Origin of the sequence: Campylobacter blaseri (assembly GCF_013201895.1) — a bacterium.
Lineage (GTDB): Bacteria > Campylobacterota > Campylobacteria > Campylobacterales > Campylobacteraceae > Campylobacter_B > Campylobacter_B blaseri.
On sequence record NZ_CP053841.1, the window covers coordinates 888751 to 901965 of the forward strand.

The 13215-nt window shown below is 31.8% G+C and carries 18 protein-coding genes; all 18 read left to right on the forward strand.

The genetic code is table 11. The annotated features are described in order from the left end of the window. Window positions 1-557: 557 nt before the first annotated feature. The 18 genes from CBLAS_RS04660 (at window position 558) to CBLAS_RS04745 (ending at window position 13106) form a co-directional block, all read left to right on the forward strand. Window positions 558-971: a DUF5675 family protein gene (locus tag CBLAS_RS04660; protein ID WP_172658183.1), complete on the forward strand. Its 414-nt coding sequence runs from the start codon at window positions 558-560 to the stop codon at window positions 969-971. Further along, on the forward strand, window positions 937-1287 hold the full coding sequence (locus tag CBLAS_RS04665) for a hypothetical protein (RefSeq protein WP_106872549.1): 351 nt from the start codon (window positions 937-939) through the stop codon (window positions 1285-1287). Before CBLAS_RS04660 ends, CBLAS_RS04665 begins: the two co-directional genes overlap by 35 nt. Continuing rightward, entirely contained in the window at window positions 1284-2159 is an 876-nt protein-coding gene (locus CBLAS_RS04670; protein ID WP_106872552.1) for a DNA methyltransferase, read from the forward strand. The genes CBLAS_RS04665 and CBLAS_RS04670 overlap by 4 nt, the downstream gene beginning before the upstream one ends. A 3-nt stretch (window positions 2160-2162) precedes the next feature. After that, a complete protein-coding gene (locus tag CBLAS_RS04675; protein ID WP_106872554.1) occupies window positions 2163-2384 on the forward strand; it encodes a hypothetical protein in 222 nt (73 codons plus the stop codon). After that, window positions 2381-2578, forward strand: a complete 198-nt coding sequence (locus CBLAS_RS04680; RefSeq protein ID WP_106872556.1) for a hypothetical protein — start codon at window positions 2381-2383, stop codon at window positions 2576-2578. The genes CBLAS_RS04675 and CBLAS_RS04680 overlap by 4 nt, the downstream gene beginning before the upstream one ends. After that, on the forward strand, window positions 2568-2855 hold the full coding sequence (locus CBLAS_RS04685; RefSeq protein ID WP_106872558.1) for a hypothetical protein: 288 nt from the start codon (window positions 2568-2570) through the stop codon (window positions 2853-2855). Before CBLAS_RS04680 ends, CBLAS_RS04685 begins: the two co-directional genes overlap by 11 nt. Before the next feature lie 493 nt (window positions 2856-3348). Then, window positions 3349-3804, forward strand: a complete 456-nt coding sequence (locus CBLAS_RS04690) for a phage baseplate assembly protein V (RefSeq protein ID WP_106872560.1) — start codon at window positions 3349-3351, stop codon at window positions 3802-3804. A gap of 235 nt (window positions 3805-4039) precedes the next feature. After that, the gene (locus CBLAS_RS04695) at window positions 4040-4327 is read left to right on the forward strand and encodes a GPW/gp25 family protein (protein WP_106872562.1); all 288 of its coding nucleotides are present in this window, start codon (window positions 4040-4042) and stop codon (window positions 4325-4327) included. Next, a complete protein-coding gene (locus CBLAS_RS04700; RefSeq protein WP_106872564.1) occupies window positions 4320-5411 on the forward strand; it encodes a baseplate J/gp47 family protein in 1092 nt (363 codons plus the stop codon). The genes CBLAS_RS04695 and CBLAS_RS04700 overlap by 8 nt, the downstream gene beginning before the upstream one ends. Beyond that, complete coding sequence (locus CBLAS_RS04705) at window positions 5408-6256, forward strand: phage tail protein I (protein WP_106872566.1); 849 nt, start codon at window positions 5408-5410, stop codon at window positions 6254-6256. Before CBLAS_RS04700 ends, CBLAS_RS04705 begins: the two co-directional genes overlap by 4 nt. A 10-nt stretch (window positions 6257-6266) precedes the next feature. Next, entirely contained in the window at window positions 6267-7127 is an 861-nt protein-coding gene (locus tag CBLAS_RS04710; protein ID WP_106872568.1) for a phage tail protein, read from the forward strand. Between the two features lie 10 nt (window positions 7128-7137). Continuing rightward, on the forward strand, window positions 7138-7512 hold the full coding sequence (locus CBLAS_RS04715) for a hypothetical protein (RefSeq protein WP_106872571.1): 375 nt from the start codon (window positions 7138-7140) through the stop codon (window positions 7510-7512). Beyond that, on the forward strand, window positions 7505-9268 hold the full coding sequence (locus CBLAS_RS04720; protein ID WP_157940037.1) for a radical SAM protein: 1764 nt from the start codon (window positions 7505-7507) through the stop codon (window positions 9266-9268). Before CBLAS_RS04715 ends, CBLAS_RS04720 begins: the two co-directional genes overlap by 8 nt. 2 nt (window positions 9269-9270) lie before the next feature. Further along, on the forward strand, window positions 9271-10446 hold the full coding sequence (locus CBLAS_RS04725) for a hypothetical protein (RefSeq protein ID WP_106872575.1): 1176 nt from the start codon (window positions 9271-9273) through the stop codon (window positions 10444-10446). A 105-nt stretch (window positions 10447-10551) separates the two neighbouring features. Continuing rightward, window positions 10552-11685 (forward strand): phage tail sheath family protein, encoded by a 1134-nt coding sequence (locus CBLAS_RS04730; protein ID WP_106872578.1) that lies wholly within the window; start codon window positions 10552-10554, stop codon window positions 11683-11685. A gap of 207 nt (window positions 11686-11892) precedes the next feature. Further along, window positions 11893-12399, forward strand: a complete 507-nt coding sequence (locus CBLAS_RS04735) for a phage major tail tube protein (RefSeq protein ID WP_106872580.1) — start codon at window positions 11893-11895, stop codon at window positions 12397-12399. A 148-nt stretch (window positions 12400-12547) separates the two neighbouring features. Then, complete coding sequence (locus tag CBLAS_RS04740; RefSeq protein WP_106872581.1) at window positions 12548-12781, forward strand: phage tail assembly protein; 234 nt, start codon at window positions 12548-12550, stop codon at window positions 12779-12781. A 121-nt stretch (window positions 12782-12902) separates the two neighbouring features. Beyond that, window positions 12903-13106, forward strand: coding sequence for a hypothetical protein (locus CBLAS_RS04745; protein WP_106872583.1), 204 nt, complete (start codon window positions 12903-12905; stop codon window positions 13104-13106). Window positions 13107-13215: the final 109 nt, after the last annotated feature.

Here is a 13215-nt window from a genome sequence, read left to right on the forward strand (position 1 = left end):
AAAAAATTTTCGTCAAATATTTTAGTAAAAAATGCAACTATAAAATGATAAAAAAATTCCTTACAATTGGCAAAAATAAAGATTGAGTAAGGGTGATGTTATAAACTTTTCGTTCAACAAGAGTTATCCACAAATGGAGCCTAAAATCAAAGATTTTTTCCATTTGGGATAAATTGTTTCACTCTAAGCTTATAACAAGAAAGGATAAGAGGTGAACTTTTCGTTCAACAAGAGTTATCCACAAATGGAGCCTAAAATCAAAGATTTTTTCCATTTGGGATAAATTGTTTCACTCTAAGCTTATAACAAGAAAGGATAAGAGGTGAACTTTTCGTTCAACAAGAGTTATCCACAAATGGAGCCTAAAATCAAAGATTTTTTCCATTTGGGATAAATTGTTTCACTCTAAGCTTATAACAAGAAAGGATAAGAGGTGAACTTTTCGTTCAACAAGAGTTATCCACAAATGGAGCCTAAAATCAAAGATTTTTTCCATTTGGGATAAATTGTTTCACTCTAAGCTTATAACAAAAGATAGGAATAAATAAAGGATGGTTGTGTATTTAGAGATTAAAAGATTTAAAGAAATTTACGATGGAACTATCGGGGCATTTTCACTTTTTGATGAAGATAATAAACTCTTATTGAGTGGCTTCACTCTAGAGCCAAGCGGCCCTGATACTGTTATGCCAAATCAAGATAGAAGAATACCTGAGGGAGCCTACAAGGCAATTTGGGAGTATAGCCCCAAATTTAACAGATTTTTACCTGTACTTTTTAATGAAAAAGTTTCAAAAGATAGGCGAATTTTAATCCACTATGGAAACTATCCAAAGGACACTGAGGGTTGCATTTTATTTGGAGATAGTTATAACAATAGCGGTGTTTTTAATTCAAGAGATATGTTTGCAAATTTTGAAAAAGAGATAAAAAGAGATGAATTTAAAATTAATATTATCAATGCTTTTTAATTTTTTAAAAGATGCAAAAACAATAGTTGCAATAGTTATAAGTGCTGTAGTTTACATTATTTATTTGAATTTAGAACTTGGCTTACTAAATAAAAAAGTAGAACTATTAAAAAGTGAAAATGCTTTAATAATTAATGAAAAAGCACTTTGTCAAAGCTTTTTAGATAAACAAAATAAGGCAATAGACGAACTAAAACTTGATGTTTTAAAAAAACCCAATGAGCCAAAAGAAGTTGAAAAAATTAAGAAAATTTATATAAAAGATAAAAGCTGTGAAAGTGAGTTAAAGGCATATAAGGAGCTATTTGGGCAATGAAAAAAATAGATGAAAAACTAGGTTTCTTTGAATACTACAAACGAGCTCCCCTACCATTTCAAGGACAAAAAAGAGGATTTATAAAAGATTATGTAGAAGTTTTAGAAGAATTCCCAGACGACGCAGTTTATCTTGATTTGTTTGGCGGTAGTGGACTTTTAAGTCATGTAACAAAAAGAGTTAAGCCTAACGCAAGAGTTATTTATAACGATTTTGACAATTTTGAAAAAAGAATAAAAAACATTAAAACTACCAATCAAATTTTAAAGGAAATTCGGGAAATTTTAGGAGAACGAAAAAAATACGGTCGTAAAATTGAAGATGATAAAAAAGAGATGATTATCAGCTTATTAAAAGATTACGAAAATAAAGGCTTTTTTGTTGATGTAAACACTTTGAGCCAAAATTTTCTGTTTTCAGGCGACAGAGCAAAAAACATAGAAGAACTATCTAAGAAATCTTTTTTTGATCAAGTAACGCAAGGCTACAAAGAGGTTAAAGACGATTATTTGTTTGGAATTGAAATTCTAAGAGACGATTATTTAGATATTTACGAAAAATATAAAAATGAAAATATTGTTTTGGTTTTAGACCCACCATATCTACAAACTGATGTGGCTAGTTATAGCTTTAAGGGTTGGAGTATAGTTAGTTTTTTAAAATTATATTCAATCATAAACCACCCTTTTATCTTTTTTTCAAGTGACAAAAGCGAGTTTGAAGAATTTATTAATTACGAGATAGAAGGAAATAGAGCAAATGATTATATTAAGTTTTGCAAAATAAAAACCCTAAAGAAAAAAACCCAAATAAATAAATTTGCAAGCTATCAAGATTTTTTATTTTATAACGCAAACAAGTATGAGGATTAAAAAATGAAAAATGTTTTAATTTTCTTTGTTTTGATTGTTTTTTTTAATGGTTGTGCTACCAAAGAAAAGTTAGTTTATAAAGAGGTAAAAACGCCTATTAGGTGTGATTATGAAATGCCAACAAAACCAAAAAATGATGGAAATTTTGAGAGTGCAAAGGAGTTAATGATTTATTTTTTAAAATGTGAAGCTGGACTTAAATACTGCATAGGAGAGGCTAAATGAAAAAGATGTTAATTCTTTTAGCTGGAGCACTTGCTGTGTTTACACTTAGTGTTTTTTCATATACATTTTATGAGTGGTTGTTTCATAGTAAAGATGTAGCAATGACTGCATGGGCTATAACTATTGGCTTATTTAATGGTTTTTTTAGTCCTGCAAAACTTTTAAATATGTTTAGGCAGTGGCATGGAGCTTAATTATCTTTTTTATGTTGTCGTAGTTGGCTCAATTGGCTCAAGTGTGAGTTTTTTAAAACTACCAAATAAAAGTTTTAATGGATTTTTAAGCAGAGTTTTAGAGGGTTGCTTTGTAGCATATATAGTTTATGAAATAAGCTTTTTTAATTTTCAAAATGTAAGGCTAAGTCTTAGCCTTTGTGGTTTTGGTGCATGGCTTGGAAGTGATGGGCTTATCTTTGTAAAAGAGGCTTTGGTTAAGTTTTTAAATAACAAAAATAGAACATTTGGTGGGTAAATGATGTTAAAAGCTTTTTTTCAACAAAGGGATAGTGTTATAAACTTTTCGTTCAACAAGAGTTATCCACAAATGGAGCCTAAAATCAAAGATTTTTCCATTTGGGATAAATTGTTTCACTCAAAGTTTATAACACAAAAGGGTAAGAGGTGGTGAGCTTTTCGTTCAACAAGAGTTATCCACAAATGGAGCCTAAAATCAAAGATTTTTCCATTTGGGATAAATTGTTTCACTCAAAGTTTATAACACAAAAGGGTAAGAGGTGGTGAGCTTTTCGTTCAACAAGAGTTATCCACAAATGGAGCCTAAAATCAAAGATTTTTCCATTTGGGATAAATTGTTTCACTCAAAGTTTATAACACAAAAGGGTAAGAGGTGGTGAGCTTTTCGTTCAACAAGAGTTATCCACAAATGGAGCCTAAAATCAAAGATTTTTCCATTTGGGATAAATTGTTTTACTCAAAAGCTTTCAATAAAGAAGTAAAGGAAAATTATGAATAAGATAGGAATTATTTCAGAGGTAAAAGATGATAAGGCAAGAGTTGCCATTGGCTCATTGGTGACAGACTTTTTAAAAGTATTTATGCCACTAGCTAACTCTTACGCAGTTGCTGCGTCTCCTATTAAAGTTGGCGAACAAGTTTTAGTTATGGCTGTTGAGGGTGATATAAATAGCGGAGTAATTCTAAGAGGCTTGTTTTATGATAAACATAAGCTTGAAGTTAAAGACAATGAATGCGAAGTTGTTTTTAGTGATGGGGTTAAGATGAGTTATAACACAAGCTCAAGCACTTTAACAATTACAGCACCAAAAAACATAAATATCAAAACTACAACTTTTAATATAGATGGAAATTTAAAAGTAAGTGGTGATATAAGCGATAGTAGAGGCGACCTTACAGGACATTCTCACAATGATACAGATGGTTTTGTAAGCAGTCCAAGGTAGTAGTGTTATAAGCTTTTCGTTCAACAAGAGTTATCCACAAATGGAGCCTAAAATCAAAGATTTTTTCCATTGGGGATAAATTGTTTCACTCAAAGTTTATAACACAAAAGGGTAAGAGGTGAGCTTTTCGTTCAACAAGAGTTATCCACAAATGGAGCCTAAAATCAAAGATTTTTCCATTTGGGATAAATTGTTTTACTCAAAAGCTTTTAATAAAGAAGTAAAGGAAAAATAGATGAAGTATTTAGTAAGCATTGAAGAGAGCATTAGAGATATTTTACTAACTCCACTTGGATCAAGGGTAATGCTGCCTTTGTATGGAAGTAGAATTTTTGAGCTAATTGATAAAAGATTAGATGATAAATTTCGTGCGAACTTAGCTTACTATGTTATTGAAGCAGTTGAGCGATGGGAAAAGAGAGTTAAGATTGATAGAGTGATTTTAAACTCTTTAAAAGATGGAATTTTAGACTTTAGCATAAAACTTAAAAATGGCGATGAGATAAGGATAAAAAATGGTTGATTTAAAAAGCTTGCCTTTTCCAAAAGTAATTGAAGAGCTTAAATATGATGAGCTTTTAAACAATATAAAAACACTATTTATAGGCTATTTAAACAATGAAGAGATAAAACTACTTGAAAGTGATAGATTTTCAGCCTTGCTTGAAACACTAGCATATAGAGAATTAATTTTAAGAGCTAGGATAAATAGTTCAGTTAAAGCAATGCTACTTCCATACGCAACAGGTAGCGACCTTGATAATGTTGTTGCTATTTATGGCATAAACCGCCTAAGTGGGGCAAAACCAACTGCAAACTTTGAGTTTAGCCTAAGTCAAATTAGCAACAACGACACCATCATACCAAAAGGAACTATTTTAAGTGATGGAGACACATTAACCGCAACACTAAATGAAAATGTAGTTATATCTGCAGGAGAGCTAAAAGCACAAGGTTTGGCAAAACTAAACTTAGAAAGCAAAGAGAGCGATATTAAAACTGAATATATCCAAACACCACTGCCATTTTTACTTAAAGCAAAGCAACTTAGCCCATATAGTGGAGGCTCTGACAGGGAAGATGATGAGAGATTAAGAAAAAGAGCCATTTTAAGTTTAGAGAGATTTTCAACTGCAGGTGCTAAGAAGGCTTATATCTATCAAACACTAAGTGCTACACCAAAAGTGCTTGAAGCTAGTGTTAGAAATGGTGGGGCTGGAATTGTTCAAATCTACATTAAAAGTCTTGATATGAGTGAGCTTGTAGTTAAAGAGGTTAAGGAGTATTTAAGCGGTGAAATGGTTCGTCCTTTAACTGATAATGTAGAGGTATATAACGCAACTGTTAAAGAAGTTAGTATAAATGCTGATGTTGGGCTTGTTAGCTTAGATAGTATGAGTGAGGTTGATAGCTCTATAAAAAAAGCCTTGCCGAGTAGCTTAAAAATAGGAGAAGATCTGAACATAAGTAGAATTTATAAAGCACTTCACCAAAATGGCGTTTATAGAGCAAAACTAAAACTGCCACAAGGCGATATAACAGCTGATGAGAGTGAGTTTATAAAGATAATAAATGTTGATTTAAATTACAAAAAGGCTAGCTTATGAGCCATATTCTGCCAAATCATAAAGCAAAGATTGATAAGAAATTTGATGAGCTTTTTGGGCTTAGGTTTGATGAACTAAACATTAATGTTATCAACACTCTAGCCTACAAATGCCCTTCAAAGTTGCTTCCAATTTTAGCTAAAAGTTTTGATGTAAGTATTGCTGGACTTAATGAAAAAAATGCAAGAGAGCTAATATTTAACGCTTTTGAAATTCACTACTACTCAGGAACAATTTACTCTTTAAGTAAAGCATTAAAATCATTTTTTGGAGATAGTAAAGTAATTGAATGGTTTGATTATAAGGGTAAGCCATACCATTTTAAAGTTGAGCTTGATATATCTAAACATGGTCTTTTAAAAGAGGATTATGAAAAGATTGATGGTCTGATTGAAGAGTATAAAAATGTAAGAAGTGTGCTTGGTGGGATAACTTTAATATCAAAAAATAAAGGTGTAGAGTTTAATGCATTAGCAACCCTAAGTGGAGAGATAACTACAATTTATCCATTTGTTTTAAGAAATTTAAACACCCATTTTAAAAACTACTACGCTTTAGCACTAATTCAAACAGAGATTTATAAAACTACAATTTTAAAAAGTGATCCAATGCCTATAAAAATTTATAACCTAGCTCATAAAAATGGGCTTTTAAGCGGAGAACTTAAAGGGGTTGGTGGTAATTTTAATCTAATTATAAATGATAGTTTTGTTTTTGGTTTTGAAAGAAGCAACAAGCTTGAAATGATGTTTAAAGGAGTTGTAAAAGATGGGAATGAGTTTAGTGTTGTTATAAAAGATAGCATTAATAGTAGTAGCAAATACAGAGTTATAGCAAATAATTAGGAGGTAAGAGTTGAATGATTATTACACAATTTTAACAAAACAGGGCATTGATTTAATTGTTAAATCAAGGGTTTCAAAGGTGCCAATAGAGCTAAGTGAGATTGCCGTTGGTGATGGCGAGGGGTTGCCTAGTGAGGATATGAAAGCTTTAAAAAATGAAAAGCATAGATTTAAAATTAACACCATAACGCAAGATGAGCAAAATCCATCATATCTAATCATTGAAGGGGTTCTTCCAAGTTCAGTTGGTGGCTTTTATGTAAGCGAAGTTGGCATTTTTGATAAAGAAAATAGACTTTTTGCTATTGGAAACATGGCAAAAACTTACAAGCCACTTTTAAGTGAAGGAAGTGCAAAAGATATTGTTTTTAAGATAGTAATTGAAGTAAGCAATGCTAGTGAGGTAACTTTAAAGGTTGATGAAAGTGTTGTTTTAGCCACAAGGGAGTGGGTTAAAACTACATTTTTAACAAAACAGAGTGCAAGTGAGGTTTATGAGACGAAAAAATACAATGATGAGTTTTATTTAAAAAAAGTAGATGCCTCTAACACTTATGCTACTAAAAAAGGGCTTAAAGATGTTGAAATTAAAGCTGATAATGCCCAAAAAACAGCCGAAAGCATAAAGATTAAGGCTGAAAATTTAGATATTAAAACACAGTTTAGAGATATAGTTACAGGAACCAAAACAATAAGAAAAAAAAGAGATAAATCTAAAAACTCACCTATGATAACAATCACTATAACAACTAATGCAAAACAGCAAAGAACCCTTGTAAACAACATTCCAACGGGGGATTGGCAGACAATATCAACTTGGGAGACGAGAAATGGAAATAATAACAACAATGGAAATAATAACACCAAATAAGGAGTAAAAAATGGGATTTGTAAGATTATCAAAAGATGATATTAAAAACTTTGTAAATGAACTAACTAGACTTGAGGGTAAAAAAAGTGAGCTTAATAAGAGCAAAAAAGATATAAAGAAAAAAGAGCATTTAGATGAGAGGATTGAGGCTATAAAAAGAGTTTTAGCAGGAAAAGATGATGAGTATGATGCATTTTTAGATATTGTTTATACTCTTATTTGGGATGAAGGAGCTATTAGCACCCTAGCTTCTGAATATAAAGAGCTTAAAACTTATGCAAAAGGGGCTTTAAAAAATGAATTTGAGAAAAGAAGAGAGGTATATCATCTTTACTATTTAGCTAAAAATAGTATCGAAATGCCAGAAGGCTATTATGATGTCTAAAGAGTTTTTTACTCATACAAATCTAACTTTTGTGCCAAATAGTTTTTGTAATTTTGGCTGCAAGTATTGTTATTTAGGAAAACTTACAGAAAACAAAGATAAAAATGGTGATGTGATAAGTTCTTTAAAAAAGATACTTGAAAAAATAACAGATGATGGGGTTTTAGTAAGCTCTTTAAATCTACACGGGGCAGAGGTTACAACCCTGCCAAGAGAGATATTAGAAGGTATTTTTCAAACCTATCAAGACTACACACAAAAGTATAAGGTGCAATTAAAATCACTAAACAAACATGGGGAAAATGGGATAGGTATTAAAACAAATCTATATAATTTTGATAAATTAAGAGATCTGTTTTTAAAATACAATGTATTTGTAAGTGGAAGCTTTGACCTTCCTTTTACTCACCATGAAAAATTTAGAGTTTTAAAAAATGGCAAAAGCACACTTGACAGGGTCAGGGAAAATGTTTTGCTTTTGAGTAAATACCCAAAAAATCTACAACAGATTAGCTGCACTATTGGAAAATTTGCACTACTTCATTTTGATGAGTTTTGCGATGATTTAGAGTGGTTAGATGAGCAGGGTTTTGATATGGTGGGTAAGTTTTACATTATGTTTATCTATGATAGCGCAAACTCACACTTTAAAACAGGACTTAGTGATGATGAGATGGTTCTTTTTTATGAAAAGTTATTAAAAAGATTTAAAGGCACTAAATTTGAAGATGGAATTTATTATAACTGGTTTAAGGAGTTTACACATGGGTATTGCTCCCACCAAATAAACTGCGGTGCTACAAATCATCTTTATCAAAAAAGTGGAGATGTCTACCCTTGCCATAGAAGTCAGCCTGATGGTAGACTTAAGTATGGCAACATTTTTGAAAAAGGCTTTTTAGAGATAACAAAAAGCGGTATAGAGAAGATGAAAAATTATGAAGCTAGTAATAAAGCTATTCATAGTGATTGTATGGAGTGCGATTATTTTCACATTTGTAATATGGGTTGTCCTGTTGAGAGAATGGATAGAAAATCATCAAAAAGCTATACTTGTAAACTTCAACTAGCCCTTTATAAAGCACAACCAAAGAGATTTAAAGCTGATAAAGTAGCTAGCATTAGAGCAAGAGATGCCTATATAAATCAAATGCAACCTAATGTCTATTTAGATGAAAAAGTGGCAAGACCTATGAGATTTAACCCTGAAATGATAGAGGTTAAAAACTCTTTAAATGCAATTATTCAAAGAGATGAAAAGTTAAAAACTCTATATAAAAATGGAGCTATTAAGCTAAGAATAAATGATAATGAGCTAATACCACTTTTTTCAACTACGAAGTTAAGAAAGCAGTTAAATATAAATCTTTTTAAAAGTGATAAGCTTGAAATTTTAGTTGAGTATGAATATATGGGGCTTAATGATAGCGATGAAAATAGCCTATTTATTATGTTTTTAAATAATACAAGTGTTGTTTATGGAGATGAGCAAAGAGTTAAGATGAGCCATATTGGCGAGTATATAGTTCATAAAAGCAAAGGAGTTAAAGAAGATGGACACTATGTTTTTAATATTAATGAGTTTTTTTTAAAAACTAGCAATAAGTTTTTAAATGAAGAGTTTGCAAATTTAGTCTGTTTTACAACTACAAATGCAAGGGCTGTGCATTACAAAAAACAAAGTTTGAATGCTTTTTACCATTTAGAGGCTATAAATTTGCCTTTTCACGAGTTTAGATTTAATTACAAGGAGTAAAAATGGCGGTTTTTATAAACTCAATCATTATAGGAGATAACGCTAAAACTAGTGCTAATGATTGTGTTGTTTTTGGAGCAAATGCTAACACTAGTGAGCTAAGCTCGGTTGCTATTGGAAAAGATAGCAAAGCTACAAGAGAGTTTGAGGTTAGTTTTGGAAATGAAAGCATTAAAAGGGTTTTAAGCAATATTGATAGCGCTAAACTTGCAAATGATGCAGTTAATTTAGAACAACTTAGCACCCTTGAGGCAAAAGTTGAAGAGCTAAAAGATGAGATTAATAGAAAAATATCATCTGTTTTTAGATACAAAGGAAGTGTTTTAAATGCAAGTGATTTAAATAAGATAAGTGATAGGGAGATTGGAGATACATATAATGTAGAGGCAAGTGGTGCTAACTATGTTTGGGACGGCAAGGGCTGGGACAGGCTAAATGAAACGATAGATTTAAGCCTTTATGCAAGAAAAGATGAGCTTGCTAATAAGGTTGATATAGAGCTTTTAAATGGTGTTTATACAAAAGTTGATGGCTTTAAAAAAGAGATAGATAGCCTAAATAAACAGCGTCTTAATTTTGTTGGAAATATAGTTTTTGGACATGGTCTTTTAAAAAATGAAACCTTTTTACTACTTGATGATGGAGCTGTTTTAAAGGATGAATATCCTGAGCTTTATAAACTATATAAAGGAGGGGTTAATGAAGATGAACTTCACTTTTATTTGCCTAGCCTGCCTTTTTCTTTTGGTGCTTTAGAATTGTTTATTAATGCTGGCAAAAGGACTATTTTACCAAACAAAAAAGAGTTTTATAATGTTGAAATAAGCAATGCAAATATCATCCACTCTCAAACGATTAGAAAGAGTGCTGCCCCTTTGCTTGTAACTTTTAAACTAAAAGATGGAACCTCTTTACAAAGTGAAAATATACCAAGAGGCATTGATGTTAAGTTTTTATACGCAATTGATAGTCACAAAATCGGAGTTCAACACTCAAGCTTAGGTATTGATTTTAAAGATGGAAAGGATCCGCAAATAGTTGATATAGAAATTGAAGTTAGAGCACCTGAGGGTGCAACACAAGTTGACGGTAAGTGGGTAGTTGATGGTGTAGAGCTTGATACAACACCACTTTTAACCCCTGAGGGATTAGAATTAAAAGGAGAGATTAATGAGTAAAAAGAGTATAAGTATAGGTTCAAATGAACCTGAAAAAAAGATAAAAGATATAAAAATAGTTGATGAAAAATCTAAAAAGAGTTTAAAAGATAAAAGGAGTAAATAATGGCAGTAGCAAACTATGGTGTAAATGTAACAATTGCTGCAGAAGCGGCAAGACCAATTAAAGTTGAAAGCTTAACGCCGATTGGGATTGTAGGTGATGCTTTAAACTTAGATGAAGGAGTTCATTTTTTTGTAAATACAACAGAGGCTTTATCAAAATTAAGCGAAGAGAGTGTTGATGGTTCAGTTTTAAGAGCGGTTGAAGCAATCAATGACCAGGCAGTTGAGACACCTATAATTTTGAGTGTTTTTGAAAAAGCTAGTGATGATAATGAGAACATTACAAAAGTAATTAATGCAACTGAAGAGTTTAAATTTGCAAAAAGTAAATTTGGATATAGACCAAATTTATTAATTGCCCCTGAATATAGCGGAGAGGACGCGGTAAAAAGTGAGCTTGAAAAAATGGCTACAAAGCTAAAAGCAACAGCAATTGTTGATTTAGATGCAAATGATGTAAGCGAGGCTAAACAAAAGATGAGTGAGTTTGGCACAAAAAGAGTGATTGCTGCGTGGCCGCATGTGAAAATTTGGGATAAAAAAACAAAAGATTATGTCTTTGCACCTCAGTCTGCAAGAATTGCAGGAATGATAGCTGCAGTTGATGGAGCTTGGGAGTATGGTTTTAGCGATAGCTATTCTAATCGTGTAATGCTTGGAATTAGCGGAACACAGTATCCAATAGACTTTGAGCCCGGAGAGGGAGCTTGCTCTGCTGATTTGCTTAGAAGTGCTGGAATTTCAACTATTATAAATGAACAGGGTTTTAGAACTTGGGGTGGAGAGACAACTGATGGGGACACCATTTGGCAAGATTTAGCAAGAGTTAGAACATTTGACCGAATTAGCGAGGCTGGTCAAAAAGGGGTATTCTTTGCAATTGATAAAAGAGCAAGCACACTTTATCATGCAAAAAGAAGCATTGAAGAGATGTTGAGGGCGTTTGTTGGTGCAAATGTTTTGCTTGGATTTGAGCTAAGTTGGAGTGCTAGAAATACTTTAGCAAATATAACTGCAGGTAAGTTTTATCTTGATATTAGAATGCAAAACGATCCGATAGTTAAACAATTAACACTAGATTTTATCTATGTTGATAGTTATGGTTCTGTCTTAATGGATAAGTTGAATAAATAAGAGCAGTGTTATAAGCTTTTTCATTCAACAAGGGATAGTGTTATAAGCTTTTCGTTCAACAAGAGTTATCCACAAATGGAGCCTAAAATCAAAGATTTTTTCCATTTGGGATAAATTGTTTCACTCTAAGCTTATAAAAAAAGTGAATAAAAAGGAAAGTGGCAGACTTATTTGTCTGTAAAGTAAAAAGTAATAAAAGGAGAAAAAATGAGAATTGCACCAATGGTATTGCAAGAAGCAAATGTGTTTATTAATGGAAAAGGCTATCTAGGCGTTACAAAAAAGTTTAAAATACCAACATTAGAACAAGAGGTAACCCAAGCAAAAGGAGCACTAACAACAGAGTATAGTGCTGGTGTGTTTAAACCTATGGAGGTTGAAATTCCACTTAGCGTAGTTGATTTTAACCTTTATGCTGGGTTTGGGCTAAATAACTTAACAAATAAAATTCCACTTTTAATAAAAGGTTCAATCCACCAAAGTGGAAAAGAAAAACAGGAGTTAGCTCTTGCAATAACAGGAGACTTTAAATCAATTGAGCATGGAGATTATGAAGCTGGGGCTGAGTTTGAAACAACCCTAAAAGCAAGTGTGCATTTTATGAGCTTAACTATTGATGGGAAACCATTAATCGTTTATGATGTTGATAATATGATATGCATTGTTGGTGGCGTGGACTATATGTCAAAAGTTAGAAGTATTTTAGAAGAGTAAGTGTTATAAACTTTTCGTTCATTTGGGATAAATTGTTTCACTCTAAGTTTATAACAAGAAAGGGTAAGAGGTGGTGAGCTTTTCGTTCATTTGGGATAAATTGTTTCACTCAAAAGCTTTTAAAAAAGTGATTAAAAAGGAGAATAAAATGAAAAGTATAAAAATAGAGTTAAGTGATAGAACTGTTGAGATGTTTGAACCAACTGTTAGAGTTTTAAAAAATGCAAACTTAAAAGATGGTGAGGTTGCACAAGCAGTAGCTATGATAGCAGCTACAACTAATATGAAAGAGAATGAAATAGAAGATATGGGGCTAAAAGATTATATGGCTTTACAAAAAGGGCTTAATAGTTTTTTAGAAGTTGCAGGGGTTACAGCTTAGAAGCTGTAGCTCTCATAGGGCATACATTGCATTTTACTTATAGTGAAATAATGGAATTAGAGCTTAGCGATTTTAGTGAGTTTGTAAGAATTTCACAAGAGATATTAAAGGTTAGGAGTTTTTGAGATGGTTAAAGAGTTCTTTTTTACCCTGCTTTTTTAGATATGCCCTAAATAGACAATCAATTGGATATAAAACTATGCATAAAGCAAACCCAAAAGGGATTATAAGGATAGGTGTTAAAAAAGCCGTCCAAATCGCTTTTCCAAAAACATCAACAAAGCCATCAAGCGGCATGTCTAAAATAGTCCAAAAAAAAGAGTAAGAGGTGGAAAAAACAATAAATTCAAAAATTTTTTCTCTATGTTTAAGGTATATTCTATATCTTTTCATAAGGCAATTATAGCATAAAAATATTTAATAGTAAAGGTTTA

What these genes read in the sequence shown, in the direction of transcription:
- CBLAS_RS04665 (WP_106872549.1), top strand. Translation starts at nt 937, where the DNA reads ATGAATTTAAAATTAATATTATCAATGCTTTTTAATTTTTTAAAAGAT.
- CBLAS_RS04670 (WP_106872552.1), top strand. Translation starts at nt 1,284, where the DNA reads ATGAAAAAAATAGATGAAAAACTAGGTTTCTTTGAATACTACAAACGA.
- CBLAS_RS04675 (WP_106872554.1), top strand. Translation starts at nt 2,163, where the DNA reads ATGAAAAATGTTTTAATTTTCTTTGTTTTGATTGTTTTTTTTAATGGT.
- CBLAS_RS04680 (WP_106872556.1), top strand. Translation starts at nt 2,381, where the DNA reads ATGAAAAAGATGTTAATTCTTTTAGCTGGAGCACTTGCTGTGTTTACA.
- CBLAS_RS04685 (WP_106872558.1), top strand. Translation starts at nt 2,568, where the DNA reads ATGGAGCTTAATTATCTTTTTTATGTTGTCGTAGTTGGCTCAATTGGC.
- CBLAS_RS04690 (WP_106872560.1), top strand. Translation starts at nt 3,349, where the DNA reads ATGAATAAGATAGGAATTATTTCAGAGGTAAAAGATGATAAGGCAAGA.
- CBLAS_RS04695 (WP_106872562.1), top strand. Translation starts at nt 4,040, where the DNA reads ATGAAGTATTTAGTAAGCATTGAAGAGAGCATTAGAGATATTTTACTA.
- CBLAS_RS04700 (WP_106872564.1), top strand. Translation starts at nt 4,320, where the DNA reads ATGGTTGATTTAAAAAGCTTGCCTTTTCCAAAAGTAATTGAAGAGCTT.
- CBLAS_RS04705 (WP_106872566.1), top strand. Translation starts at nt 5,408, where the DNA reads ATGAGCCATATTCTGCCAAATCATAAAGCAAAGATTGATAAGAAATTT.
- CBLAS_RS04715 (WP_106872571.1), top strand. Translation starts at nt 7,138, where the DNA reads ATGGGATTTGTAAGATTATCAAAAGATGATATTAAAAACTTTGTAAAT.
- CBLAS_RS04720 (WP_157940037.1), top strand. Translation starts at nt 7,505, where the DNA reads ATGTCTAAAGAGTTTTTTACTCATACAAATCTAACTTTTGTGCCAAAT.
- CBLAS_RS04725 (WP_106872575.1), top strand. Translation starts at nt 9,271, where the DNA reads ATGGCGGTTTTTATAAACTCAATCATTATAGGAGATAACGCTAAAACT.
- CBLAS_RS04730 (WP_106872578.1), top strand. Translation starts at nt 10,552, where the DNA reads ATGGCAGTAGCAAACTATGGTGTAAATGTAACAATTGCTGCAGAAGCG.
- CBLAS_RS04735 (WP_106872580.1), top strand. Translation starts at nt 11,893, where the DNA reads ATGAGAATTGCACCAATGGTATTGCAAGAAGCAAATGTGTTTATTAAT.
- CBLAS_RS04740 (WP_106872581.1), top strand. Translation starts at nt 12,548, where the DNA reads ATGAAAAGTATAAAAATAGAGTTAAGTGATAGAACTGTTGAGATGTTT.